This window comes from Pseudomonas protegens, assembly GCF_003732485.1.
GTDB classification, from domain to species: domain Bacteria; phylum Pseudomonadota; class Gammaproteobacteria; order Pseudomonadales; family Pseudomonadaceae; genus Aquipseudomonas; species Aquipseudomonas protegens_B.
The window spans coordinates 416,413-438,522 of record NZ_MOAK01000080.1 but is presented as its reverse complement, the minus strand read 5'-3'; the positions used below and the strand labels follow the sequence as shown (position 1 = coordinate 438,522).

The window sequence follows — 22,110 nt, the reverse complement described above, 5'->3', positions numbered from 1 at the left end:
CTCTTCGCCGGCAAGCCGGCTCCTGCAGGTCTGTGGCAGGGTCAGCGGACGTTGAGCACGATGCCGACCCGGGTCAGCCATTCGGCTTCCAGGGCGAAGTCGGCCTGGGTCAGCTGGTTTTCATCCAGCCAGTTTTCCGGGAACTCCACATCCAGATGATCGCCATCGGCGCTCAGGCTCACCTGAGGCATCTGCTGGGTGCCACGGATGTGATGGAACAGGATGGCGAAGCGCAGCAGCACGCACAGGCGGATCAGCTTGATGCCGTCATCGCCGAACTCGGCGAATTTCTCCTTGGGAATGTTGCGGCGGTGGCCGCGCACCAGCAGGGCCAGCATCTGCTGGTCTTCCCGGGAGAAGCCCGCCAGGTCCGAGTGCTCGATCAGGTAGGCGCCATGCTTGTGGTAGTGGTAGTGGGCGATATCCAGCCCCACTTCGTGCACCTTGGCGGCCCAGCCCAGCAGCTCGCGCCAGACACCGTCCTCCAGGTCCCAGTCCGCCGCCACCTGGTCGAAGGCGCGCAGGGCCTTGCCTTCGACGCGGGAGGCCTGCTCCAGGTCCACGTGGTAGCGCTCCATCAGCGAGCCGAGGGTGCGTTCACGGACGTCTTCATGGTGGTGGCGGCCCAGCAGGTCGTAGAGCACGCCTTCACGCAGGGCGCCCTCGCAGTGGTCCATGCGCTGCAGTTCAAGGGCGTCGAAGATCGCTTCGAGAATCGCCAGGCCGGCGGGGAAGATCGCCCGGCGATCGGGCTTGATGCCTTCGAAGTCGATCTTCTCGGCATCACCGAGCTTGAACAGTTTGCGCTTGAGCCAGGCCAGGCCCTCGGCATTGACTTCGCCGCTGCCCTGGCCGCCGGCCTTGAGGGCCAGGCCAATGGCGCGGATGGTCCCGGAGGAGCCGATGGCTTCGTCCCAGGTCAGGCGATGCAAGGCATGCTCGATGCTCATGATCTCCAGCCGCGCTGCGGTGTAGGCCTGGGCGTAGCGGGCCGGAGTGATCTTGCCGTCGCGGAAGTAGCGCTGGGTGAAGCTGACGCAGCCCATCTGCAGGCTTTCCCGCAGCAGGGGCTCGAAGCGCTGGCCGATGATGAATTCGGTACTGCCGCCACCGATGTCGGCGACCAGGCGCTTGCCCGGGGTATCGGCGAGGGTGTGGGACACTCCGAGATAGATCAGGCGGGCCTCTTCACGGCCGGAGATGACCTCGACCGGGTGGCCGAGAATCTCCTCGGCCCGGCGAATGAACTCACCGCGGTTGCGGGCTTCACGCAGGGCGTTGGTGCCGACGATACGCACTGTGCCCTGGGGCATGCCGTTGATCAGTTGGGCGAAGCGCTTGAGGCAGTCGAGCCCGCGCTGCATGGATTCTTCGTTGAGCTGGCGTTCTTCGTTGATTCCGGCGGCCAGTTGAACCTTTTCACCGAGCCGCTCGAGAATGCGGATTTCACCGTTCCGGGCCTTGGCCACGACCATGTGAAAGCTGTTGGAGCCCAGATCGATCGCGGCGATCAGGGACAGATTCTTGGCTTGGGATTGGGGCATGGTTGGGGGTCTCGGTCGATAACCTCGCCATCCTGCCACGATCAACGGCTCGCGCCAACGCGCAGTGTCCAATGCGTTGATTCAACGCATGAAACCCTCGGCAGACTGTGCTGCCGCTGTTCACCGGGCAGCCGGCTCCTACGACCCGGGAGCCTCAAGCCTGCTCGGTGCTGCCAATGAAGTTCGCCAGCTCGGCGGTCTGCGGATGAGCGAACAGCTGCCTGGGATCTCCCACTTCATGCACCTTGCCTTGGTGCATGAACACCAGCTTGTCGCCCACCTCGCGGGCAAAGCGCATCTCATGGGTGACCATGATCAGGGTCATGCCGTCCCGGGCCAGCTGACGCACCACGCTGAGCACTTCATTGACCAGTTCCGGGTCCAGGGCCGAGGTGATCTCATCGCACAACAGTACCTTGGGCGACATCGCCAGGGCGCGGGCAATGGCGACCCGTTGCTGCTGGCCACCGGACAGCCGATCCGGAAACGCATCGAACTTCTCCGCCAGACCGACCCGGGCCAGCATCTGCCGCGCCAGCTCGGCAGCCCGGGCCTTGGGCACCTTCTGCACTACTTGCGGGGCCAGCATCACGTTTTCGCCCACGGTCAGGTGAGGGAACAGGTTGAACTGCTGGAACACCATGCCGACCTTCTGTCGCAGGCTGCGCAGATCGGCGCGGGCGGCGTCCAGGTATTCCCCGTCGACTTCGATCACGCCGTCGTTGATCGACTCCAGGCCGTTGAGGGTGCGCAGCAGGGTGCTTTTGCCCGAGCCGCTGCGACCGATGATCGCCACTACCTGGCCCTCCTCGATGCTCAGGTCGATGCCTTTGAGCACATGGTGCTCGCCGTAATATTTATGCAGGGCGGAAATTCTAAGCAGAGGCATGCAGTCTCCTTTCCAGGTAGCGCGCGCTGAGGGACAGGGGGTAGCAGAGCAGGAAGTAACCGAGGGCCACCAGGCCATAGACCATGAAGGGTTCGAAGGTGGCATTGGCCAGCATGCCGCCGGTCTTGGTCAGCTCGGTGAAACCGATGATCGAGGTCACCGCCGTGCCTTTGACCACTTGCACCGAGAAACCCACGGTGGGCGCCACGGCGATACGCAAGGCCTGGGGCAGGATCACATGGCGCAGCTGTTCATAGGGATTGAGCGCCAGGCTCGACGAAGCTTCCCACTGCCCGTGGGGGATCGACTCGACACAGCCGCGCCAGATCTCCGCCAGGTAGGCGCTGCTGAACAGGGTCAGGGCGACGGCGGCCGCCAGCCAGGGCGAGATATCCACACCCAGCAAGGCAATACCGAAGAACACCAGAAACAGCTGCATCAGCAGCGGCGTGCCCTGGAACAGTTCTATATAGGTGCGGGCGCAGGAGCGGGCCCAGCCCTTGTCGGAGATCCTCAGGGTCATGACCAGCAGGCCGATCACACCGCCGCCGACAAAGGCCACCAACGACAGCAGCAGGGTCCACTGCAATCCGCTGAGCAGGTTGCGCAGGATGTCCCAGAAGGTGAAGTCGCTCATCGGCCGTTCCTCAGGATGTAGCGTTGGCCGAACCAGTTCAGCACCTGGCGGATCAGCAGGGCCATGCACAGGTAGATCAGGGTGGTCAGGGCGTAGGTTTCAAAAGCGCGGAAGTTGCGCGACTGGATGAAGTTGGCGGCGAAGCTCAGCTCCTCGGTGGCGATCTGCGAGCACACTGCCGAGCCCAGCATGACGATGATGATCTGGCTGCACAGGGCGGGCCAGACCTTGCCCAGGGCCGGCAGCAGCACCACGTGGCGAAAGGCTTCGAAGCGGCTCATGGCCAGGGCCGCGGCGGCTTCCAGCTGGCCCTTGGGAATCGCCTGGATGCCGGCGCGGATGATTTCCGTTGAGTAGGCGCCGAGGTTGATCACCATCGCCAGGACCGCCGCCTGCCACTCGGAAATCTGCAGGCCCAGGGACGGCAGCCCGAAGAAGATGAAAAACAACTGCACCAGGAACGGCGTGTTGCGGATCAGCTCGACGTAGACGCCGAAGATCGCCGCCAGGGGCTGGATCTTCCATGCCCGCACCAGGGCCCCGGCTATCCCCAGGCTGACCCCCAGCAAGGTGCCTATGGCGGTCAACTCCAGGGTGAACAGGGCGCCGCGCAGCAGCAGGCCGGTATTTTCCAGCACCGGCAGGAAGTCGAACTGATAAGCCATGCTCAAGCTCCGGGGCGACGATCAGAGGTCAGCCGGCAGCGGCTCTTTGAGCCACAACTGGGAGTTCTTCTCCAGGGCGCCGTCAGCCTTGGCGGCACTGAGGATCTGGTTGACCTTGTCCAGCAACTCCGGCTGGTTCTTGTTGACGCCGACGTAGACCGGGGAGTCCTTGAGCTTGATCTTCATCGCCGGGATACGTTTGGGATTGCGTTGGCTGATGGCGACCATCACCACATTGCCGCTGGCGATCAGGTCCACCTGGCCGGCGAGGTAGGCGGCGATGGTGGAGTTGTTGTCCTCGAAGCGCTTGATGGTCGCGCCTTGCGGAGCCACGGCGCTCAGCTCGATGTCCTCGATGGCGCCCCGAGTGACGCTGATGGTCTTGCCCTTGAGATCGTCAAGGCCGGCGATGGCTGCGTCGGGCGGGCCGAAGACCGCGAGGTAGAAGGGCGCATAGGCCTTGGAGAAGTCGATGACCTTCTCCCGCTCCGGGTTCTTGCCGAGGCTGGAGATCACCAGATCCACCTTGCCGGTGGTGAGGAACGGAATGCGGTTGGTGCTGTTGACCGGGGTCAGCTCCAGCTTGACCTTGAGCTGCTCGGCCAGCAGGCGCGCGGTGTCGATGTCCAGGCCCCGGGGCTGCATGTCCGGACCTACCGAGCCGAAGGGCGGGAAGTCCTGGGGCACGGCGACCTTGAGGGTGCCGCGGGCTACCACGTCTTCCAGGGCACTGGCCTGGGCTGGGGCCTGGGCCAGCAGCACGCTGGCAAACAGGGCACAGAGCAGGGCGCTGCAGCGTTTGGTCATGGCGAATCTCCGCAAGTCGTGGGAAGTGATTTCTGTGTGGCGACAGAGCACAGGCCATGCCAACACGTGGAAAAGGCTCTGGAAACACGGGTTTTACTGGCTTTTATCGGTCTTACTGGTCTGAACAGTTGCGGGTTTTTTCGCACTCGGATCGGGCGTGGGGTCGTACCGTCGACCCCCCTTGGGGCACGACTTGCCGGGGTCGGTGAATAGCTTTACAAGGGAGTTTTTCCTGCACCGGCCAGCCTCAAGCCCATGAATTCGATTACCCGTGCCGTACCCGAAGTGGCGCTGCAAGCCATTCGCCAATTGATCAGCGAGCAGGGCTTCGGCCCGGGCGATGCGCTGCCTTCGCAGCGAGATCTGGCGCTGCAGTTGGGGGTCAGTCGGGCGTCGTTGCGTGAGGCGTTGTCATCCTTGAGCGCGCTGGGGGTGATCAGTGTGCAGCCGGGCAAGGGGGTGTTCGTCCAGGCGCCCGAGGCTCCGGCAGCCGGTGTCGGCTTGAGTTGGTCGTTCGCCGCCCAGGCTTCACCTGTGGATATCTTCCAGTTGCGCTATGCCCTGGAGGGCTTTGCCGCGGGTTTGGCGGCGGTGACCCTGACCGCTGACGAGCTGGACGCCCTGGAAGACAATGTCGAGGCCATGCGTCGCGAGTTGCGGGCCGGGGATTTCGAGGCGGCGGCGCGGCTGGATTTCGAGTTCCACCGCAAGATCCTCCTGGCCAGCGGCAACCAGGCGATGCTGAGTATCCTCAGCACCAGCGCCGAGATCTTCCTGGAAAGTCAGAAACTACCGTTCATCCGACCCGAGCGGGCCATGGAGACTTGGCAGGAGCATCGCAAGATCCTCCGCGCCCTGGCCCGGCACGCCTCGGGGGCGGCACAAAAGGCCATGCAGGAGCATGTGCGCAATGCCGCCCTGCGCACCGGAATCGCCTTTGTCACCCCCGCTTCTTCTTGAGCTGAGCTATACCCAAACTCATGGGGCACCATAGTTAGAGTCAATCATCTCCGGCTTCCTGAACGCGGGAAGGGCAGATATGATGGGCCACGTTTTTTTGCTTACAACCTGGAGAATTCCATGAGCAGCGATCTTATCAAACACGTCAGCGATGCCAGCTTCGAGGCCGACGTACTCAAAGCCGAAGGCGCTGTACTGGTCGACTACTGGGCTGAGTGGTGCGGCCCATGCAAAATGATCGCTCCGGTTCTGGACGAAATTGCTGAAACCTACAAAGGCAAACTGACCGTTGCCAAGCTGAACATCGACGAAAACCAGGAAACCCCGGCCAAGCACGGCGTGCGTGGTATCCCAACCCTGATGCTGTTCAAGAACGGCAACGTCGAAGCCACCAAGGTCGGTGCGCTGTCGAAGTCGCAACTGGCTGCCTTCCTCGACGCCAACATCTAAGCGTCGATTCGGCACCATTGAAAAAGCCCCGCAAAATGCGGGGCTTTTTCGTAATTGAGGGCTAGACGCTCCGAAACTCAGGTGTTACATTCGGCCCCGCACTGGTTTCTCCAGTGCCCCCTGCAAGCCGTCGCCGACGCTCTCCTTTTCGAATAAGTACGCGATCCTGTCGCCTTCTCTGCGGCGCGGCCTCATTAAGCCAAAAGCTTAATTTCCCCCCTCTATAAATGATTACGTCATTCCTATATGAATCTGACTGAACTCAAGCAAAAGCCGATTACCGAACTGCTCGAATTGGCCGAACAGATGGGCATAGAAAATATGGCCCGTTCGCGCAAGCAGGACGTGATTTTCTCCCTGCTGAAAAAGCACGCGAAAAGCGGTGAGGAAATCTCCGGTGATGGCGTGCTGGAGATCCTCCAGGACGGCTTCGGCTTCCTTCGCTCTGCTGACGCCTCCTATCTCGCTGGCCCGGACGATATCTACGTCTCGCCAAGCCAGATCCGTCGCTTCAACTTGCGCACCGGTGACACCATCGTTGGCAAGATCCGCCCTCCCAAGGAAGGCGAGCGTTACTTCGCGCTGCTCAAGGTCGATACCATCAACTATGACCGCCCAGAGAACGCGAAGAACAAGATTCTGTTCGAGAACCTGACGCCGCTGTTCCCGACCGTGCGCATGAAGATGGAAGCCGGCAACGGTTCCACCGAAGACCTGACCGGTCGTGTGATCGATCTGTGCGCCCCGATCGGTAAAGGCCAGCGTGGTCTGATCGTTGCTCCGCCAAAGGCGGGCAAGACCATCATGCTGCAGAACATTGCGTCGAACATCACGCGCAACAACCCTGAAGTTCATCTGATCGTGCTGCTGATCGACGAGCGTCCGGAAGAAGTGACCGAAATGCAGCGCACCGTGCGCGGCGAAGTGGTCGCCTCCACCTTCGACGAGCCGCCAACCCGCCACGTGCAAGTGGCCGAGATGGTGATCGAGAAGGCCAAGCGCCTGGTTGAACACAAGAAGGACGTGGTGATCCTGCTGGACTCCATCACCCGTCTGGCCCGTGCCTACAACACCGTGATCCCGAGCTCCGGCAAGGTCCTGACCGGTGGTGTCGATGCCCACGCCCTGGAGAAACCGAAGCGTTTCTTCGGCGCCGCGCGGAACATCGAGGAAGGCGGCTCGCTGACCATCATCGCCACCGCGCTGGTTGAAACCGGCTCGAAGATGGACGAAGTGATCTACGAAGAGTTCAAGGGTACCGGCAACATGGAACTGCCCCTGGATCGCAAGATCGCTGAAAAGCGCGTCTTCCCGGCAATCAACATCAACCGTTCCGGCACCCGCCGCGAAGAGTTGCTGACCGCCGACGACGAGCTGCAGCGCATGTGGATCCTGCGCAAGCTCCTGCATCCCATGGATGAAGTCGCTGCCATCGAGTTCCTGGTCGACAAGTTGAAACAGACCAAGACCAACGATGAGTTCTTCCTGTCGATGAAACGCAAGTAAATCGATCAGGCCAGCAAGAGCCGGGGAAACCCGGCTTTTTGCTATCTGACATTCTCTATTCTGAACCTGTGGGTTCGGCGCTAAACTGCCTGCCCCGAATGCCACGGCGAAAACGAGGCTCACGCATGCAGTATCGCGACTTGCGCGACTTTATCAGCGGCCTGGAACAGCGCTCGGAACTCAAGCGCATCCAGGTTCCGGTGTCCCCAGTGCTGGAAATGACCGAGGTCTGCGATCGCACCTTGCGTGCCAAAGGCCCGGCCCTGCTGTTTGAAAACCCCACCGGTTATGACATCCCCGTGCTCGGCAACCTGTTCGGTACCCCCGAGCGCGTGGCGCTGGGCATGGGCGCCGAAGCCGTCAGCGAACTGCGCGAGATCGGCAAGCTGCTGGCCTTCCTCAAGGAGCCGGAGCCGCCCAAGGGCTTGAAGGATGCCTGGTCCAAGCTGCCGATCTTTCGCAAGATCATTTCCATGGCGCCCAAGGTGGTCAAGGATGCGGTCTGCCAGGAAGTGGTGATCGAAGGCGACGACGTCGACCTCGGCATGCTGCCGGTACAGACCTGCTGGCCAGGCGACGTCGGGCCGCTGATCACCTGGGGCCTGACGGTAACCAAGGGGCCGAACAAGGACCGGCAGAACCTCGGCATCTATCGTCAGCAGGTGATTGGCCGCAATAAGGTGATCATGCGCTGGTTGAGCCATCGCGGCGGTGCCCTGGATTACCGCGAGTGGTGCGAGAAGCACCCGGGCACGCCGTTCCCGGTGTCCGTTGCCCTGGGGGCCGACCCGGCAACCATCCTGGGGGCCGTGACCCCGGTGCCGGACAGCCTCTCCGAATACGCTTTCGCCGGTCTGCTGCGGGGCAACCGCACCGAACTGGTGAAGTGTCGTGGCAATGACCTGCAAGTGCCGGCCACCGCCGAAATCATCCTTGAAGGAGTGATTCATCCCGGCGAGATGGCCGACGAAGGCCCGTACGGCGACCACACTGGCTACTACAACGAAGTCGACAGCTTCCCGGTGTTCACCGTGGAGCGCATCACCCATCGCATCAAGCCGATCTATCACAGTACCTACACCGGCCGGCCGCCGGATGAGCCAGCGATTCTCGGCGTGGCGCTGAACGAAGTCTTCGTGCCGATCCTGCAGAAGCAGTTCCCGGAAATCACCGACTTCTACCTGCCGCCAGAAGGCTGCTCGTACCGCATGGCGGTGGTGACCATGAAGAAGCAGTACCCGGGCCACGCCAAGCGGGTAATGCTGGGTGTCTGGTCGTTTTTGCGACAGTTCATGTACACCAAATTCGTTATCGTCACCGACGACGATATCAATGCCCGGGACTGGAACGACGTGATCTGGGCCATCACCACGCGCATGGACCCCAAGCGCGACACGGTGATGATCGACAACACCCCGATCGACTACCTCGACTTCGCCTCGCCGGTGTCTGGCCTGGGTTCGAAGATGGGGCTCGATGCCACCCACAAGTGGCCCGGAGAAACCACCCGAGAGTGGGGCCGGGTCATCGTCAAGGATGAGGCGGTCACCCGCCGGATCGATGCCATCTGGAATCAGTTAGGAATAGATTGATGCGTGTAACCTTGCAGCCCTCCGGAGCGGTGCTTGAGACGCTGCCCGGCGAGCGGATTCTCGATGCGGCGCGGCGCCTGGGCTACGAATGCCCGCAGAGCTGCCGCAATGGCAACTGTCACGTGTGCGCGGCCCTGCTGGTGGAGGGCAGCGTGCAGCAAGCCGGCGATGTGCGTGATCACGGTGAGTTCTACACTTGCATTGCAGAGCCGCTGGAAGACTGCATTGTGCTGTGGGATGGCGTCCTTGCGCTGGGAGAGTTGCCGGTGCGCAGCCTGTCGTGTCAGCTCACTGAGTGCCTTGAGGTCGGCGGCGATGTCTGGCGGGTCCGGTTGCGGGCGCCGGCCGGCAAGCCACCTCGCTATCACGCGGGCCAGTACCTGATGCTGGAGCGGGATAACGGTGAGAAATCGGCCTTCTCCCTGGCTTCGGCGCCCCATTGCGGGCGTGATCTGGAGCTGCATGTGCTGGTGCGCGAAAACAGTGCACAGAGCTTGATGGAGCAGTTGCAGCGCAACCGCATGGCTCGGGTCGAATTGCCTTTTGGCGACACTCACCTGGCCGAGTTGCCGGAGGGCCCGCTGGTGCTGATCGCTGCCGGTACCGGTATGGCGCAGATGCACAGCCTGATCGAGCACTGCCGGGCCAAAGGCTTCAAGTATCCGGTGCACCTGTATTGGGGTGTACGCCGGCCGGAAGATTTCTATCAGTTGGAACACTGGGATGAGTGGCAGCAACTGCCCAATCTCTATCTGCACAAGGTGGTCAGCGACCTGTGCGGTTGGGAAGGGCGCTGCGGCATGCTGCATGAGGCGGTTTGCGAGGACATCACCGACCTGTCGTCGGTGCATGTCTATGCCAGCGGCTCGCCAGCCATGATCTACGCCACCCTGGATGCTCTGGTGGACGCCGGTATGGATGCCCATCAGATGCGTGCGGACGTGTTCGCCTACGCCCCGCGGCCCTGACGGCATCAGGCCCGTGCCCTTCGTTATAACTCTGTATATAGCCCATCGGTATTTAGCTAATTAAATAAATACCGGTAGGTTATATATAAGCCTTCAACTTGAGTGCTGTTCTAGTGGCACTTAACTTGCCTTGAAACTTATGTGTCTTGTAGTTACTGCCAAGCGTTCTATTAAGTAACTTCTTTTACGCGGGGAGCCGAACGCTATTCGCCATGACAGCCCTTGAATCCAGTTATCTGAATCTGGCTTACCCTCCGCGGCTCGATCTGGGACCGCAGCTGACTCACGAACAACTTCTCAGTTCCATGCAGTCCACCATGGCCTTGCATAAGGGCGGCCCGGTCTGGTTGTTTGCCTATGGTTCATTGATCTGGCGCCCGGAGTGTTCGGCGGTCGAGCGCATGCGTGGCCGGGTGCATGGCTATCATCGCGGTCTCTACCTGTGGTCCCACGAGCATCGCGGTACCCCGGAGCTGCCGGGGCTAGTGTTCGGTCTGGATCGCGGGGGCTCCTGCAGCGGCTTTGCCTATCGGCTGCCGGAGGAGCAGTTGGATGCGTCGCTATATGCCCTGTGGCAACGTGAAATGCCTTATCCCTCTTACCGTCCGCACTGGCTCAACTGCCGCCTTGAGGATGGCAGCCAGGTCCAGGCCCTGGGCTTTGTGCTGGAACGGCACCTGCCCAGCTATGCCGGCAATCTGCCGGATCATGTACTGAGTCAGGTGTTCGAAAGCGCTTGCGGGCGTTATGGCACCACCCGCGATTATGTCGAGCAGACGGTCCAGGCTCTGCGTAGCCACGCCATGCCGGATCGCAACCTGGAGGCGCGGCTCAAGCGCTGCAAGGGCGCTGTCGCCCATTGAGCCTCGGTAGCCGGTCTCAGCGAACCTGCACCACGACTTTGCCCACCGCTTTGCGCTGACCGAGGTCATCAATGGCACGGGCGGCTTCGATCAGTGGATAGACTTGGGATACCAGCGGTTTCAGTTTGCCTTCGGCGAACCAGCCGAACAGCTGCTGGAAATTCGCGGCATTGTCCTGGGGTTGGCGTTGGGCGAAGGAGCCCCAGAACACACCCACCACAGCCGCTCCCTTGAGCAGCGCCAGGTTCACGGGCAGTTCGGGAATGCGCCCGCTGGCAAAGCCCACCACCAGCAGGCGGCCATTCCAGGCAATGGAGCGGATGGCCTGGTCGAACAGGTCACCGCCCACCGGATCGTAGATCACGTCGGCACCGTTGCCATCGGTCAGGCGCTTGATCTCGTCCTTCAGGTTGCTTTCGCTGTAGTTGATCAGCTCATCGGCACCGGCGGCCTTGGCCACCGCGAGCTTTTGCGCACTGCTGGCGGCGGCGATCACCCGAGCGCCCATGGCCTTGCCGATTTCCACCGCCGCCAATCCGACTCCGCCCGAGGCACCGAGCACCAGCAGGGTTTCGCCGGGTTGCAGGTTGCCTCGCTGCTTGAGGGCGTGCATCGAGGTGCCGTAGGTCATGCTGAAGGCGGCAGCGGTGTTGAAGTCCATGGCGGCGGGGATCGGCAGCACGTTGTAGCCCGGCACCGCTACCTGCTCGGCAAAGCTGCCCCAGCCGGTCAGGGCCATGACCCGGTCGCCTACCTTGAGATGGCTGATCTTCTCGCCCACCGCGCTGACAACGCCGGCCGCTTCGCCACCCGGGGAGAATGGGAACGGTGGCTTGAACTGGTACTTGCCCTCGATGATCAGGGTGTCCGGGAAGTTGACACCCGCGGCATGCACCTCCAGCAGGATCTCGTTCTTCTTCGGCACAGGGCTTGCGACCTCTTCCAGCACCAGCGTTTCGGCGGGGCCGAAGGCTTTGCACAGCACGGCTTTCATCAGGGCTATTCCTTTGGGAGTGGTGGCCGATAAGTGTAGGAGTGTGAATCAGGCGGTCAACGAGCATGCCCAGCCCTGATGGTCAGCCATAAGCTTGTGCTTGGGCTCAGGCGGGCGGGCCTTTATGCTAGGCCGCAAACCGGATTAAGGAGCGAATTGTGAAAGCGTGGATCATGTTGCTGCTGGCCCTCTCCCTGCCGATGGCGGCCGGGGCTGAAGAGGCCAAAGAAGGCGAAGCACCGAAAGTCAGCTACATCAGTCTGAGCCCACCATTCGTAGGCAACTATGGCCTGGATGGCGGCCCCAAGCTCAAGGTCTACAAGGCCGACGTGGCCCTGCGGGTGACCGGCGATGCCTCGGCCCAGGCGGTCAAGGCTAACGAGCCGCTGATTCGCAACCAGTTGGTGGCGCTGTTCGCCCAGCAGACCACCGACACCATGAACAACGTCGAGGCCAAGGAAAAGCTGCGCCAGGAAGCCCTCAAGCAGGTGCAACAGGTGATGAACGATGAAACCGGCAAGCCGGTGGTGGAAGATCTGTTGTTCAACAACCTGATCATCCAGTAACCCTGCCAACTGTAGGAACGGCTTGCCAGCGCAGACGTCCGAGAGGGCGATGCAGGGCTTGAGTGGCCCTTCGCCGGCAAGCCGGCTCCTACAAGGTGTGGGTCATGAGGCGAGGCTTTTGCGAAAGCGCGCCAGGGCGATGGCGAAGAACAGTAGGCCGATTGCTGTCAGCGCCAGCAGGTCCGGCCAGACGACGTTGACCCCGGCATCGCGAAACAGGATTGCCGCGCTGAGGCTGACGAAGTGGGTCGAGGGTGAGCCCTGCATGACCCATTGCAGCCATTGCGGCATGCTGTCCAGCGGCGTGCTGCCACCGGACAGCAGCAGCATGGGAATGATCACCGGGATCGCCAGCAGGCCAAACTGCGGGGTGGAGCGGGCCAGGGTGGCAAGGAAGATCCCTAGGGCGGTACTGGCGAACAGATACAATGCGGTGACCATCAGAAACAGCCCCATCGAGCCGGCCAACGGCACTCCCAGCACGCCTTTGACTATCACCTCCAGCGATATCCAGGTGCACAGCACCACCACCAGCATATTGCTCCAGATTTTCGCCAACATGATCTCCAGGGCCGTCAGCGGCAGTACCAGCAAGTGGTCGAGGGTACCGTGCTCGCGCTCGCGCAGCAGCGCGGTGCCGGTGAGCACAATGGCCAGGATGGTGATGTTGTTGACGATCTGGATCACCGCAAGAAACCAGCCGCCCTCCAGGTTGGTGTTGAATAACGCACGGGTGGTCAGCAGGGCCGGGGCCTTGCTCGCGGCATCCGCCTGGTTGGCATAGTTGAGCAACTCGCGCTGGAAGATCCGGCCAATGTAGCCGGCGCCCATGAACGCCTGGCTCATGGCGGTGGCGTCGACGTTGACCTGCACCGCCGGCTGGCGGCCGGCCAGCAGGTCGCTCTGGAAGTTGGCGGGGATATTGATCACGAAGGTGTACTGGCCGCTGTCCATCACCTTGTCCAGTTGGTCGTAGGGCAGGGCGACCGGGTTCTGGAACTCCGGCGGTTGCAGGGCCTCTGCCAATTGTCGTGACAGTGCGCTGTGGTCTTCATCCACCAGGGCCACGCTGGCGTTGTGTACACCAATGACCGAGCCGGCTGCCGGCAGGTAGATGGCCACGGTAAAGGCATACAGCAGGAACAGCAGCAAGACGCTGTCGTGGCGCAGGCTGGTGAGTTCCTTGAGACCCAGACGCAGGATGTGGGCGAGCCGATTCATCAGACCTCCTGCTTTTTCAACATGATCAGGCTGAGCCCGGTGAAACCGAGGAAGAACCCGATCAGTGCCAGGCACTGAGGCCACAGCTCCCGCAGGTCCAGGGCCTTGGTGAAGGTGCCGACGGCGATGTCGAGAAAGTACCCGGCGGGGAATAACTGCCCCATGATCGCCGCCGATCCTTCCAGGGATGAGCGCGGTACGATCAGCCCGGAGAACTGGATCGTGGGTAGGCTGGTGATGATCATGGTGCCGAGGATCGCCGCGATCTGCGTGCGGGTGAAGGCCGAGATCAGCAGGCCCATGCTGGTGGTGGCCAGCACGTAGAGTACGCCACCCAGGGCCAGGGTCAGGCCGCTGCCCTTGAAGGGCACGCCGAACAGCCAGCGGTTCATGGCCACCAGCAAGCCCAGGTTGACCAGGCTCACGGCCAGGTAGGGCGCCTGCTTGCCGAGGAGGAACTCCAGGCGGGTCAGGGGGGTGGCATAGAAGTTGGTGATCGAGCCCAGTTCCTTTTCGCGAACGATGCCCAGGGCGGTAAGCATGGCCGGAATGAACGCCAGGATCAGCGCCATCACCCCGGGGCCGATGGCATTCACGCTGACCACGTCCTGGTTGTAGCGAAAGCGCGTTTCCAGCTTGGCTGCGGGCCTTGAATTAAGTGCCGGGCTGCTTTGTTCGGCCAGGCGCTCGAGGTTGGCCTGGTGCACCGCCTCGACGTAGTTGCGGCTGGTTTCCGCGCGAAACGGCATGCCGCCATCCAGCCAGGCTGCCACTGCCGGTTGACGGCCGGCGTACAGGTCGCGGCCAAAGCCGGGAGGGATTTCCAGGGCCAGCTTGATCTCCGAACGCTGCAGGCGCCGATGCAGTTCGGCGGAGCTGCGGATGGTGGGCTTTTCTTCGAAGTAGCGTGAGCTGCGGAAGGCCTCCAGGTAGGCGCGGCTTTGCGGAGTCTGGTCCTGGTCGTAGACGGCGAAGGCGAGTTTTTCCACATCCAGGGAAATGCCGTAGCCAAAGATCACCATCATGAAAATCGCCCCCAGCAGGGCAAAGCCCAGGCGCACCTTGTCCCGCATTAGTTCCTTGCCTTCCCGGGTAGCCACCGCCAGCAGTCGGGCCAGGCTCAGGCCTGAACGCGGAGGCGCGATGGCGTGGCTGGCGGCAGCCGCCGGAGGAGGGGGTGGCGGTGTGTCCGCAGGCCCTTGGGCCTCTTCCAGGCAGCGGACGAACGCCGCCTCCAGGGTTTCGCCGGCAAATTGCTGCTGCAGCTCCGCCGGAGTGTCACAGGCCAGTACCTTGCCGGCGTGCATCAGCGAAATGCGGTCGCAGCGCTGGGCCTCGTTCATGAAGTGGGTGGAGAGGAAGATCGTCACTCCCTGTTCCCTGGACAGCTCGATCAGCAGGCGCCAGAAATCGTCACGGGCTGCCGGGTCCACCCCGGAGGTGGGTTCGTCAAGGATCAGCACTTCCGGGCGATGCAGCACCGCTACCGCCAGGGACAGGCGCTGGCGCAGGCCCAGGGGCAAGGCGCCGGATTGCTGCTCGGCAATAGCGCCGAGGTCAAAGCGCTGGATCAGTTCCTCGATGCGCGGGCCGCTCTCGGCTTTCGGCAGGTCGAACAGGCGGGCATGCAGCTCCAGGTTCTGGCGCACGCTGAGTTCGCCGTACAGGGAAAAGCTCTGTGACATGAAGCCGACCCGCTTGCGGGTGGCCAGGTCCTTGGCGTTCACCGGATTGCCCAGCAGCTTGGCGCTGCCTTCAGTGGCGGGCATCAGTCCGGTGAGGACTTTCATGGTGGTGGTCTTGCCGCAGCCGTTGGAGCCGAGGAAGCCGAAGATCTCCCCACGACCGATGGCGAAACTGACCTTGTTGACTGCGGTGAAGTCACCGAAGCGCAGGGTCAGTTCGTGGGCTTCGATGGCGATGTCCTGATCGTCGCCGGAGCGGGGGGGGATCACCAAGGGTTGGTTGTCGTGGCCGCTGTCACCCTGGAAATGGGTGAAGGCATCGTCCAGCTTGCCGCTGCCGGTTACCTGCGCCAGCTCCCGGCTCAGGCCCTGGGCGATCAACTTGCCCTGGTCGAGCATCAGGCAATGCTCGAACTGTTCGGCCTCTTCCATATAGGCGGTGGCCACCAACAGGGTCAGTTGTGGCCGTTGCTGGCGCACATCCTCCACCAGTTCCCAGAAGCGCCGGCGGGAAAGCGGATCGACCCCGGTGGTGGGCTCGTCGAGGATCAACAGATCCGGCTCGTGGATCAGCGCGCAGCACAGGCCGAGCTTCTGCTTCATCCCGCCGGATAGCTTGCCCGCCGGGCGTTCGGCAAAACGCAGCAGGTCGGTGGCCAGCAGCAGGCTGTGCATGCGCTGGTCGCATTCGTCCCGGGGCAGACCGAACAGGGTGGCGAAGAAGCGAATGTTTTCGCTGATGGACAACTCGGGATACAGGTTGCCCCCCAGGCCCTGGGGCATGAAGGCGATACGCGGGTAGAGGCTGCTGCGATGGCGACGCTGGGAGATGGCTCCGCCGAGTACCTCGAGCTCGCCTTGCTGAAGCTTCTTGACCCCGGCAATCAGCCCGAGAAGGCTCGACTTGCCGGCACCGTCAGGACCGATCAGGCCGCAGCGTGTGCCCGCCGGCAGGCTGAAACTGATGTCGATCAGGGCCTGCTGGGCAGCGTAGCGATGGCTGATGCCGGTGGCGTGCAGCGCCAGGGCACTCATTGTAGGTTGGCCGGCCAGTCCACGGGGGCGGTGCGCACATAACCGGCACCGGGCATGCCCGGTTTGGCCTGGGGCACGGCGGCGGGTTGAGTCAGGCGCACCTTGACCCGGAATACCAGTTTCTGGCGTTCGTCCCGGGTTTCCACTTCTTTGGGGGTGAATTGCGACTTGGCCGCGACGAAGCTGATCTTCGCCGGCAGCGGCTGGTTGGGCAGGGCGTCGAGAACAATCCGCGACTCATCGCCCACCGTCAGGCGCCCGGTAATCGAGGCTGGCAGGTAGAGGTTCATGTATTGGTCGTTGGGATCGATCAACAGCAGTACTCGGCCGCCGGCACCCAGTACTTCGCCAGGCTCGGCCAGACGCAGTTGGATGATGCCGTCGATGGGGGCTCGCAGGCTGCTGTCGTCGATCTCGCTGGTAAGTTGGGCAACTTGGGCCTGGGCGGCGCCGATAGCGGCCTTGACCGCTGCAACCTGGGCCTGGGCCGCCAGCACGGCGGCATTTCCGGTGTTCAGCCGAGCCTGTTGCTGATCGATGATCTGCTGGCTGGCGAAGCCGCGCCTGAACAGTTCCTGGGAGCGCTTGAGTTCCTGATTGGCCAGGAGCAACTCGCTCTGGCGCAGTTGCACGTTGGCTTCTGCGGCGGAGAGGTTTTCCCGGGCCCGCAGCACCTCGGCTTCGGCCTGGCTGCGTTGGGCCTCCAGGGTGCGGGTATCCATGCGGGCCAGCAGTTGGCCCTGGAGCACTTTGTCGCCTTCATTGACCCGCACTTCCGCCAGGCGCCCGGGAATCTTGCTGGCGATCTGCACCTCGGTGGCTTCGAGACGGCCATTGCCCATGCTCAACCCTTCCGGCAGACGGTCCTGGAGGGATTTCCAGTAGCCGAAGCCACCAGCGGCGAGCAACAGAATCAAGAGGGAAACAGCGAAAAGGCGGGAAGAACGGTGGTTCGTCGACATGTGTTCTGCGTCCTGCGGCTATAGCGTCCTAGTCTGACGGATCAAGGCTTTTACCCGCTTGATGCTCGTCAAATGAAAGGGCCAAGCCTAAACCTATTGTTCGCAGGCTGCATGGCGATCGGGGCAAAAAACTGCAGCGAGTGCCATGGCGCTTGCCAGGCCACGGCACACCGGGGCGGGTGGGTCAGCGTAGAGAGAGCACGGCTGCCCATTGCTCTGCGGTCACTGGCATGACTGACAGGCGACTGCCTTTTTGCACCAGGGGCATTTCAGCGAGGGCAGTCTGCTGCTTGAGGTAGTCCAGGCGCAGGACCTTGCTGAAGGTTTCCACGTGGGCTACGTCGATTGCGCTCCAGGCATTTTTTTCGGCGCTGGACTTGGGGTCGAAGTAGACGCTGTCCGGCTCCAGGGCCGTGGGGTCCGGGTAGGCCGCCTTGATGATTCGGCCGATGCCGGCGATGCCCGGCTCTGGACAACTGGAGTGGTAGAAGAAGAACTCATCACCGACGGCCATGGCGCGCAGGAAGTTGCGTGCCTGGTAGTTGCGCACCCCGTCCCAACGGGCCTGGCCAAGCTTGTTCAGGTCTTGGATCGAGAGTTCGTCTGGCTCGGATTTCATCAGCCAATAGGCCATCTTTCTTACCCTCCAAAGGGTGGTTGGGCAGGTTGTCGGAGGATTTTATGACAAACCGACAGTCGGTTGACGCCAGCATTTGCGTGTCGGTTCACGTTATCGCAGAATGCCGGGATTTTAAGCTTGACGCTGCTGCACGGCCTGTTATGGAAACCGTTGCTGTCATCGTGTGTGACTTGCCCGAGGGGGGGCAATCGATGAAACGCCAACCGGATTTACTATGGATTTTGGTTATTTTGTTCGGTTTGGGCGTCGTGACCACCGGTTATGCGCAGAGCTTATGGGCCAACAAGACCGATGCCCCGATCGAGATTGCCCAACAGCCGCAACCCTTCAAGCGCTGAATCTGTCCCGGCGTCGCTGAGCGAACGCGACGCCTATCGGGCGCAGTACCATTCCTGATCAGTCACGGTGCCGTGTAGCGGCACATCCCAACTGGCCTGATCCAGTCTCGCGACTTTCTGACATTCATGGGCCAGCCCCAGCAACTTCGGCTTGCGCCAGTTCTTGCGCCGTGCCAGGTAGGCCAGACTGCGGTCGTAGAAGCCGCCGCCCATTCCCAGGCGTCCACCGTCTTCGTCGAATCCCACCAAGGGCAGGAGCACCAGATCCAGCGCCCAGGCCTTGCGTTGGCGTGCGACGTTGATCCTGGGTTCGAGGATACGAAAGCGGTTGGGGCGTAGTTTTTCTCCGGGGCGCACACGCTGGAAGACCATCTTGGTCCGTGGCCAGGCACTGAGCACTGGCAAGTAGGTGGCCTTGCCCCGCCGTTGCGCGGCACGCAGCAGCAAGCGCGGATCGATCTCGCCGTCAGTGGGTAAGTACAGGGACAGGTGTCGGGCCCGGCGAAATACCGGATTGTGCGCCAGTTGGCGGTACAGTCCACAGGCGGCCTGGCGTTGCTGGGCAGGTGTCAGGGCACGACGGGCTTTACGCAGCATGCGTCGAAGTTGCGGGCGGGAAAGCGGCGCAGGTTCGGTCATGGAGGAGGCTATGGACGGTCGGACATGGCAGAACAGCCTACCCGGAAAAACCAATGCCAGCATGGATAACTGGCATTGGCTGACAATTCAGGCTCCCCAGGTGAACCGCTGTCGACTTAGCCCTTGAACCCGAAAGTTCAAGGCGGAAGATGCAGCAGGCTTTAAGGCTTTCCGTCTAGCGGACATGCACACCAGCCCAACGTGCAACTTCCAGGGTAGTGCGAATCGGCTCAGGGACATCGCCAACTGGCAAGCACCCCAGGGAGTGGCGCAAGTATACCGCAAGCGTTGTCAGGAATCAGCCTTGCTTGCGTCCGAATCGGTGGCCAGGACCAGATCAACTCGTTCCAGCAGATCCCGTACCTGTTCGCGGGTGGTGGCACTGGCCTGCACATCCGGACGTTCCTGGCGATGCAGCAGATCGTGGGTGATGTTCAAGGCGGCCATGACGGCGATGCGATCGGCGCCTATGACTTTGCCGCTGCTGCGGATCTCGCGCATCTTGCCGTCCAGGTAACGGGCGGCGCTCACCAGATTGCTGCGCTCTTCCTGGGGGCAGATGATCGAATATTCTTTGTCGAGGATCTGCACGGTAACGCTATTGCTTGAACTCATGAGTCTTGCTCCAGGGCCTTGAGGCGCGAAATCATCGATTCGACCTTACGCCGGGCGATTTCGTTTTTTTCAATGAGGTGCGCGCGTTCCTCGCGCCAGGTCTTTTCCTGAGCTAATAAGAGTGCGTTTTGACTCTTTAGTTGCTCGACCCGGGTAATAAGCAGTTCGAGTCTGGCCATCAGTGCGTGCAGGTCGGTGTCTTCCATTGTGTCCCACTGAAGTTGGTCTGATGAGTGGCAACTGGCTGGGCAGCGCCTGGACGGCCTGAACAGTCCTGGCGCATCGGGTGCTGTCCGGTCGGCAATCTGGCCGTCGCCCAAGGCCCCGCGGACCGCTGTAACGGGGCGCAAGGCGCAACGCGGCGCTGGCAATGAATGATGACACGCCCTACGATACAAGGCCTTCATTCTAGACATTGCGCCGCTTGGCGCCTAGCTGCCCATGCCCATTCAGAATTCCCCGTACAACGCCTTCGCCACCCTGCTCAGTAGCAGCGGTCATCCTGTTTCTCCTGCCGAACTGCACGGTCTGTTGCTGGGCCGTAGCTGCGCCGGCGCCGGCTTCGAGGTCGACGGCTGGCTGGTGGACGCTTCCGAGCTGCTCGAAGGCGAGCCACAAGACAACGTGCGCAACGCCTTGATCGGCCTGCAGGAAATGGTCAAGGGCGAGCTCACCAGCGACGACATGACTGTGGTCCTGCTGCTGCCCAGCGACGACGCGCCATTGACCGAACGTGCTGCGGCCCTGGGCCAGTGGTGCCAGGGCTTTCTCGCCGGTTTCGGCCTCAACTCCCGTGACAGCAGCGCCCTGAGCGTCGAGGCCACGGAAGTGTTGCAGGACCTTGCAGCCATCGCTCAGGTACAGGATGCGCTGGAAGAGTCCGACGACGGTGAGAGCGACTACATGGAAGTGATGGAGTACCTGCGGGTCGCGCCATTGCTGCTGTTCACCGAAACCAACAAGACCGTCGCACCGGCTGCCAAGCCTTCTCTGCATTGACTGACAGGGAACTGCATCTGCCCATGATTCATATCCCTAGAGCGGAATACAGCCGTCGCCGCAAGGCGCTCATGGCGCAGATGGAACCCAACAGCATCGCGATCCTGCCGGCGGCGGCCGTGGCCATTCGCAACCGCGATGTGGAGCACGTCTACCGTCAGGACAGCGATTTCCAATACCTCAGCGGTTTTCCCGAGCCCCAGGCCGTGATCGTGCTGATGCCCGGTCGCGAGCATGGCGAGTACGTGCTGTTCTGCCGTGAGCGCAATGCCGAGCGGGAGCTGTGGGATGGCCTGCGGGCCGGCCAGGAAGGCGCGATCCGTGACTACGGTGCGGACGATGCGTTTCCCATCACCGATATCGACGACATTCTCCCGGGCCTGATCGAAGGTCGTGACCGGGTTTACTCGGCGATGGGCAGCAACCCGGAATTCGATCGCCACCTGATGGACTGGATCAACGTCATCCGCTCTAAAGCGCACCTTGGCGCCCAGCCGCCGAACGAATTCGTTGCCCTGGATCATCTGCTGCACGACATGCGCCTGTATAAATCGGCGGCAGAGGTGAAGGTGATGCGCGAGGCCGCGCGGATTTCCGCCCAGGCCCATATTCGTGCCATGCAGGCCAGTCGCGCCGGGCTGTACGAGTTCAGCCTGGAAGCCGAGCTGGACTACGAGTTCCGCAAGGGTGGAGCGAAGATGCCGGCCTATGGCTCCATCGTCGCGGCGGGGCGCAACAGCTGCATCCTGCACTACCAACAGAATGACGCCCTGCTCAAGGATGGCGATCTGGTGTTGATCGACGCCGGTTGTGAAATCGACTGCTACGCCAGCGATATCACCCGCACCTGGCCGGTCAATGGCAAGTTCTCCCCCGAGCAGAAGGCCATCTACGAGCTGGTGCTGGCGTCCCAGGAAGCGGCATTTGCCGAGATCGCCCCGAACAAGCACTGGAACCAGGCCCATGAGGCGACGGTTCGGGTGATCACAGCCGGCCTGGTGAGACTGGGCCTGCTGGAAGGCGAGGTCGACGAACTGATCGCCAGCGAGGCCTACAAGGCGTTTTACATGCACCGCGCCGGGCACTGGCTGGGCATGGATGTACACGACGTCGGCGAATACAAGGTCGGCGGCGAGTGGCGGGTGTTGGAGGTCGGCATGGCGCTGACCGTGGAGCCGGGCATCTACATCTCCCCGGACAACCAGCAAGTGGCGAAGAAGTGGCGCGGCATTGGCGTGCGCATCGAGGACGACGTGGTAGTGACCAAGCAGGGCTGTGAAATTCTGACAGGCGGCGTGCCGAAAAGCGTCGCCGAGATCGAGGCGCTGATGGCCGCTGCATGGGGCCAGGCCTCATGAGCCGGGTCAATCTGGCAATCATCGGTGGTGGCCTGGTCGGCGCCAGCCTGGCCCTGGCCCTGCAGGCCGGAGCCAAGGCCCGGGGCTGGAAGATCGTGCTGATCGAACCCTTCGCCCCCGGCGACAGTTTCCAGCCCAGCTACGATGCACGCTCCTCGGCCCTGTCCTTTGGCGCCC

Annotated in this window: 24 protein-coding genes and 1 other RNA gene; 11 read left to right on the top strand and 14 right to left on the bottom strand. The window is 62.2% G+C overall.

What is annotated here, in order from left to right:
- Nucleotides 1-41: 41 nt before the first annotated feature.
- From ppx to BLX41_RS23280, 5 genes are all read right to left on the bottom strand, one after another.
- Complete coding sequence (gene ppx / locus BLX41_RS23300) at nucleotides 42-1,544, bottom strand: exopolyphosphatase (RefSeq protein ID WP_123726775.1); 1,503 nt, start codon at nucleotides 1,542-1,544, stop codon at nucleotides 42-44.
- Between the two features lie 154 nt (nucleotides 1,545-1,698).
- Nucleotides 1,699-2,433, bottom strand: a complete 735-nt coding sequence (locus BLX41_RS23295) for an amino acid ABC transporter ATP-binding protein (protein ID WP_123726774.1) — start codon at nucleotides 2,431-2,433, stop codon at nucleotides 1,699-1,701.
- Entirely contained in the window at nucleotides 2,420-3,070 is a 651-nt protein-coding gene (locus tag BLX41_RS23290) for an amino acid ABC transporter permease (protein ID WP_123726773.1), read from the bottom strand. The genes BLX41_RS23295 and BLX41_RS23290 overlap by 14 nt, the downstream gene beginning before the upstream one ends.
- Entirely contained in the window at nucleotides 3,067-3,735 is a 669-nt protein-coding gene (locus tag BLX41_RS23285; protein WP_123726772.1) for an amino acid ABC transporter permease, read from the bottom strand. Before BLX41_RS23285 ends, BLX41_RS23290 begins: the two co-directional genes overlap by 4 nt.
- Nucleotides 3,736-3,756: 21 nt before the next feature.
- A complete protein-coding gene (locus BLX41_RS23280) occupies nucleotides 3,757-4,542 on the bottom strand; it encodes a transporter substrate-binding domain-containing protein (RefSeq protein WP_123726771.1) in 786 nt (261 codons plus the stop codon).
- A gap of 255 nt (nucleotides 4,543-4,797) precedes the next feature.
- On the opposite strand from BLX41_RS23280, the gene BLX41_RS23275 reads away from it, so the two are divergent.
- The 6 genes from BLX41_RS23275 to BLX41_RS23250 all read left to right on the top strand — a co-directional run bounded on the left by BLX41_RS23275 (nucleotide 4,798) and on the right by BLX41_RS23250 (nucleotide 10,881).
- Nucleotides 4,798-5,502 carry a FadR/GntR family transcriptional regulator gene (locus BLX41_RS23275; RefSeq protein ID WP_123726770.1) on the top strand — a complete coding sequence of 235 codons (705 nt, stop codon included), beginning with the start codon at nucleotides 4,798-4,800 and terminating at the stop codon, nucleotides 5,500-5,502.
- Nucleotides 5,503-5,622: 120 nt separating this feature from the next.
- Nucleotides 5,623-5,952 (top strand): thioredoxin TrxA, encoded by a 330-nt coding sequence (gene trxA, locus BLX41_RS23270; RefSeq protein ID WP_003206727.1) that lies wholly within the window; start codon nucleotides 5,623-5,625, stop codon nucleotides 5,950-5,952.
- Between the two features lie 246 nt (nucleotides 5,953-6,198).
- Nucleotides 6,199-7,458: a transcription termination factor Rho gene (gene rho / locus BLX41_RS23265; protein ID WP_011064156.1), complete on the top strand. Its 1,260-nt coding sequence runs from the start codon at nucleotides 6,199-6,201 to the stop codon at nucleotides 7,456-7,458.
- A gap of 125 nt (nucleotides 7,459-7,583) precedes the next feature.
- Entirely contained in the window at nucleotides 7,584-9,050 is a 1,467-nt protein-coding gene (gene ubiD, locus BLX41_RS23260; RefSeq protein WP_123726769.1) for a 4-hydroxy-3-polyprenylbenzoate decarboxylase, read from the top strand.
- Nucleotides 9,050-10,018, top strand: a complete 969-nt coding sequence (locus tag BLX41_RS23255; RefSeq protein ID WP_123726768.1) for a CDP-6-deoxy-delta-3,4-glucoseen reductase — start codon at nucleotides 9,050-9,052, stop codon at nucleotides 10,016-10,018. Before ubiD ends, BLX41_RS23255 begins: the two co-directional genes overlap by 1 nt.
- A 212-nt stretch (nucleotides 10,019-10,230) precedes the next feature.
- Nucleotides 10,231-10,881, top strand: a complete 651-nt coding sequence (locus BLX41_RS23250; protein ID WP_123726767.1) for a gamma-glutamylcyclotransferase — start codon at nucleotides 10,231-10,233, stop codon at nucleotides 10,879-10,881.
- A 16-nt stretch (nucleotides 10,882-10,897) separates the two neighbouring features.
- Here BLX41_RS23250 and BLX41_RS23245 read toward each other — a convergent pair whose 3' ends face one another.
- Complete coding sequence (locus BLX41_RS23245; protein WP_123726766.1) at nucleotides 10,898-11,875, bottom strand: NADPH:quinone oxidoreductase family protein; 978 nt, start codon at nucleotides 11,873-11,875, stop codon at nucleotides 10,898-10,900.
- 158 nt (nucleotides 11,876-12,033) lie between these two features.
- Between BLX41_RS23245 and BLX41_RS23240 the strand changes: the two genes are divergently transcribed.
- Nucleotides 12,034-12,441 (top strand): flagellar basal body-associated protein FliL, encoded by a 408-nt coding sequence (locus tag BLX41_RS23240; protein ID WP_123726765.1) that lies wholly within the window; start codon nucleotides 12,034-12,036, stop codon nucleotides 12,439-12,441.
- 102 nt (nucleotides 12,442-12,543) lie between these two features.
- Here the strand turns inward: BLX41_RS23240 and BLX41_RS23235 are convergent, their stop codons facing one another.
- The 4 genes from BLX41_RS23235 to BLX41_RS23220 form a co-directional block, all read right to left on the bottom strand.
- A complete protein-coding gene (locus BLX41_RS23235) occupies nucleotides 12,544-13,662 on the bottom strand; it encodes an ABC transporter permease (protein WP_123726764.1) in 1,119 nt (372 codons plus the stop codon).
- Entirely contained in the window at nucleotides 13,662-16,382 is a 2,721-nt protein-coding gene (gene rbbA, locus BLX41_RS23230) for a ribosome-associated ATPase/putative transporter RbbA (protein ID WP_123726763.1), read from the bottom strand. The genes BLX41_RS23235 and rbbA overlap by 1 nt, the downstream gene beginning before the upstream one ends.
- The gene (locus BLX41_RS23225; RefSeq protein ID WP_123726762.1) at nucleotides 16,379-17,344 is read right to left on the bottom strand and encodes an HlyD family secretion protein; all 966 of its coding nucleotides are present in this window, start codon (nucleotides 17,342-17,344) and stop codon (nucleotides 16,379-16,381) included. Before BLX41_RS23225 ends, rbbA begins: the two co-directional genes overlap by 4 nt.
- A 184-nt stretch (nucleotides 17,345-17,528) precedes the next feature.
- A complete protein-coding gene (locus BLX41_RS23220; RefSeq protein WP_123726761.1) occupies nucleotides 17,529-17,978 on the bottom strand; it encodes an EVE domain-containing protein in 450 nt (149 codons plus the stop codon).
- 47 nt (nucleotides 17,979-18,025) lie between these two features.
- On the opposite strand from BLX41_RS23220, the gene BLX41_RS23215 reads away from it, so the two are divergent.
- Nucleotides 18,026-18,322 carry a hypothetical protein gene (locus BLX41_RS23215; protein WP_102862188.1) on the top strand — a complete coding sequence of 99 codons (297 nt, stop codon included), beginning with the start codon at nucleotides 18,026-18,028 and terminating at the stop codon, nucleotides 18,320-18,322.
- Nucleotides 18,323-18,355: 33 nt separating this feature from the next.
- Here BLX41_RS23215 and BLX41_RS23210 read toward each other — a convergent pair whose 3' ends face one another.
- From BLX41_RS23210 to BLX41_RS23195, 4 genes are all read right to left on the bottom strand, one after another.
- Nucleotides 18,356-18,961, bottom strand: coding sequence for a 5-formyltetrahydrofolate cyclo-ligase (locus BLX41_RS23210; RefSeq protein WP_123726760.1), 606 nt, complete (start codon nucleotides 18,959-18,961; stop codon nucleotides 18,356-18,358).
- Between the two features lie 89 nt (nucleotides 18,962-19,050).
- Nucleotides 19,051-19,229, bottom strand: a non-coding RNA gene (ssrS, locus tag BLX41_RS23205) — 6S RNA.
- A gap of 23 nt (nucleotides 19,230-19,252) precedes the next feature.
- The gene (locus BLX41_RS23200) at nucleotides 19,253-19,576 is read right to left on the bottom strand and encodes a cell division protein ZapA (RefSeq protein WP_016962902.1); all 324 of its coding nucleotides are present in this window, start codon (nucleotides 19,574-19,576) and stop codon (nucleotides 19,253-19,255) included.
- A complete protein-coding gene (locus tag BLX41_RS23195) occupies nucleotides 19,573-19,782 on the bottom strand; it encodes a TIGR02449 family protein (RefSeq protein ID WP_011064144.1) in 210 nt (69 codons plus the stop codon). The genes BLX41_RS23200 and BLX41_RS23195 overlap by 4 nt, the downstream gene beginning before the upstream one ends.
- Nucleotides 19,783-20,017: 235 nt before the next feature.
- Between BLX41_RS23195 and BLX41_RS23190 the strand changes: the two genes are divergently transcribed.
- The 3 genes from BLX41_RS23190 to BLX41_RS36090 form a co-directional block, all read left to right on the top strand.
- Complete coding sequence (locus tag BLX41_RS23190) at nucleotides 20,018-20,575, top strand: YecA/YgfB family protein (RefSeq protein ID WP_123726759.1); 558 nt, start codon at nucleotides 20,018-20,020, stop codon at nucleotides 20,573-20,575.
- Between the two features lie 23 nt (nucleotides 20,576-20,598).
- The gene (gene pepP / locus BLX41_RS23185; RefSeq protein ID WP_123726758.1) at nucleotides 20,599-21,933 is read left to right on the top strand and encodes a Xaa-Pro aminopeptidase; all 1,335 of its coding nucleotides are present in this window, start codon (nucleotides 20,599-20,601) and stop codon (nucleotides 21,931-21,933) included.
- Nucleotides 21,930-22,110, top strand: a 181-nt coding sequence (locus BLX41_RS36090; RefSeq protein ID WP_259745110.1) for an FAD-dependent oxidoreductase, incomplete at its 3' end; no start/stop codon positions are given. The genes pepP and BLX41_RS36090, both read left to right, overlap by 4 nt.

Excerpts from the sequence above, each read along its gene's own strand:
- BLX41_RS23225 (WP_123726762.1), bottom strand. The coding sequence starts at position 17,344 with ATGTCGACGAACCACCGTTCTTCCCGCCTTTTCGCTGTTTCCCTCTTG.
- trxA (WP_003206727.1), top strand. The coding sequence starts at position 5,623 with ATGAGCAGCGATCTTATCAAACACGTCAGCGATGCCAGCTTCGAGGCC.
- BLX41_RS23200 (WP_016962902.1), bottom strand. The coding sequence starts at position 19,576 with ATGAGTTCAAGCAATAGCGTTACCGTGCAGATCCTCGACAAAGAATAT.
- BLX41_RS23255 (WP_123726768.1), top strand. The coding sequence starts at position 9,050 with ATGCGTGTAACCTTGCAGCCCTCCGGAGCGGTGCTTGAGACGCTGCCC.
- BLX41_RS23285 (WP_123726772.1), bottom strand. The coding sequence starts at position 3,735 with ATGGCTTATCAGTTCGACTTCCTGCCGGTGCTGGAAAATACCGGCCTG.
- BLX41_RS23280 (WP_123726771.1), bottom strand. The coding sequence starts at position 4,542 with ATGACCAAACGCTGCAGCGCCCTGCTCTGTGCCCTGTTTGCCAGCGTG.
- rbbA (WP_123726763.1), bottom strand. The coding sequence starts at position 16,382 with ATGAGTGCCCTGGCGCTGCACGCCACCGGCATCAGCCATCGCTACGCT.
- BLX41_RS23235 (WP_123726764.1), bottom strand. The coding sequence starts at position 13,662 with ATGAATCGGCTCGCCCACATCCTGCGTCTGGGTCTCAAGGAACTCACC.
- BLX41_RS23290 (WP_123726773.1), bottom strand. The coding sequence starts at position 3,070 with ATGAGCGACTTCACCTTCTGGGACATCCTGCGCAACCTGCTCAGCGGA.
- BLX41_RS23275 (WP_123726770.1), top strand. The coding sequence starts at position 4,798 with ATGAATTCGATTACCCGTGCCGTACCCGAAGTGGCGCTGCAAGCCATT.
- BLX41_RS23210 (WP_123726760.1), bottom strand. The coding sequence starts at position 18,961 with ATGACCGAACCTGCGCCGCTTTCCCGCCCGCAACTTCGACGCATGCTG.
- BLX41_RS23295 (WP_123726774.1), bottom strand. The coding sequence starts at position 2,433 with ATGCCTCTGCTTAGAATTTCCGCCCTGCATAAATATTACGGCGAGCAC.
- rho (WP_011064156.1), top strand. The coding sequence starts at position 6,199 with ATGAATCTGACTGAACTCAAGCAAAAGCCGATTACCGAACTGCTCGAA.
- BLX41_RS23220 (WP_123726761.1), bottom strand. The coding sequence starts at position 17,978 with ATGGCCTATTGGCTGATGAAATCCGAGCCAGACGAACTCTCGATCCAA.
- pepP (WP_123726758.1), top strand. The coding sequence starts at position 20,599 with ATGATTCATATCCCTAGAGCGGAATACAGCCGTCGCCGCAAGGCGCTC.
- BLX41_RS23245 (WP_123726766.1), bottom strand. The coding sequence starts at position 11,875 with ATGAAAGCCGTGCTGTGCAAAGCCTTCGGCCCCGCCGAAACGCTGGTG.
- BLX41_RS23215 (WP_102862188.1), top strand. The coding sequence starts at position 18,026 with ATGACAAACCGACAGTCGGTTGACGCCAGCATTTGCGTGTCGGTTCAC.
- ubiD (WP_123726769.1), top strand. The coding sequence starts at position 7,584 with ATGCAGTATCGCGACTTGCGCGACTTTATCAGCGGCCTGGAACAGCGC.
- BLX41_RS23190 (WP_123726759.1), top strand. The coding sequence starts at position 20,018 with ATGCCCATTCAGAATTCCCCGTACAACGCCTTCGCCACCCTGCTCAGT.
- ppx (WP_123726775.1), bottom strand. The coding sequence starts at position 1,544 with ATGCCCCAATCCCAAGCCAAGAATCTGTCCCTGATCGCCGCGATCGAT.
- BLX41_RS23250 (WP_123726767.1), top strand. The coding sequence starts at position 10,231 with ATGACAGCCCTTGAATCCAGTTATCTGAATCTGGCTTACCCTCCGCGG.
- BLX41_RS23195 (WP_011064144.1), bottom strand. The coding sequence starts at position 19,782 with ATGGAAGACACCGACCTGCACGCACTGATGGCCAGACTCGAACTGCTT.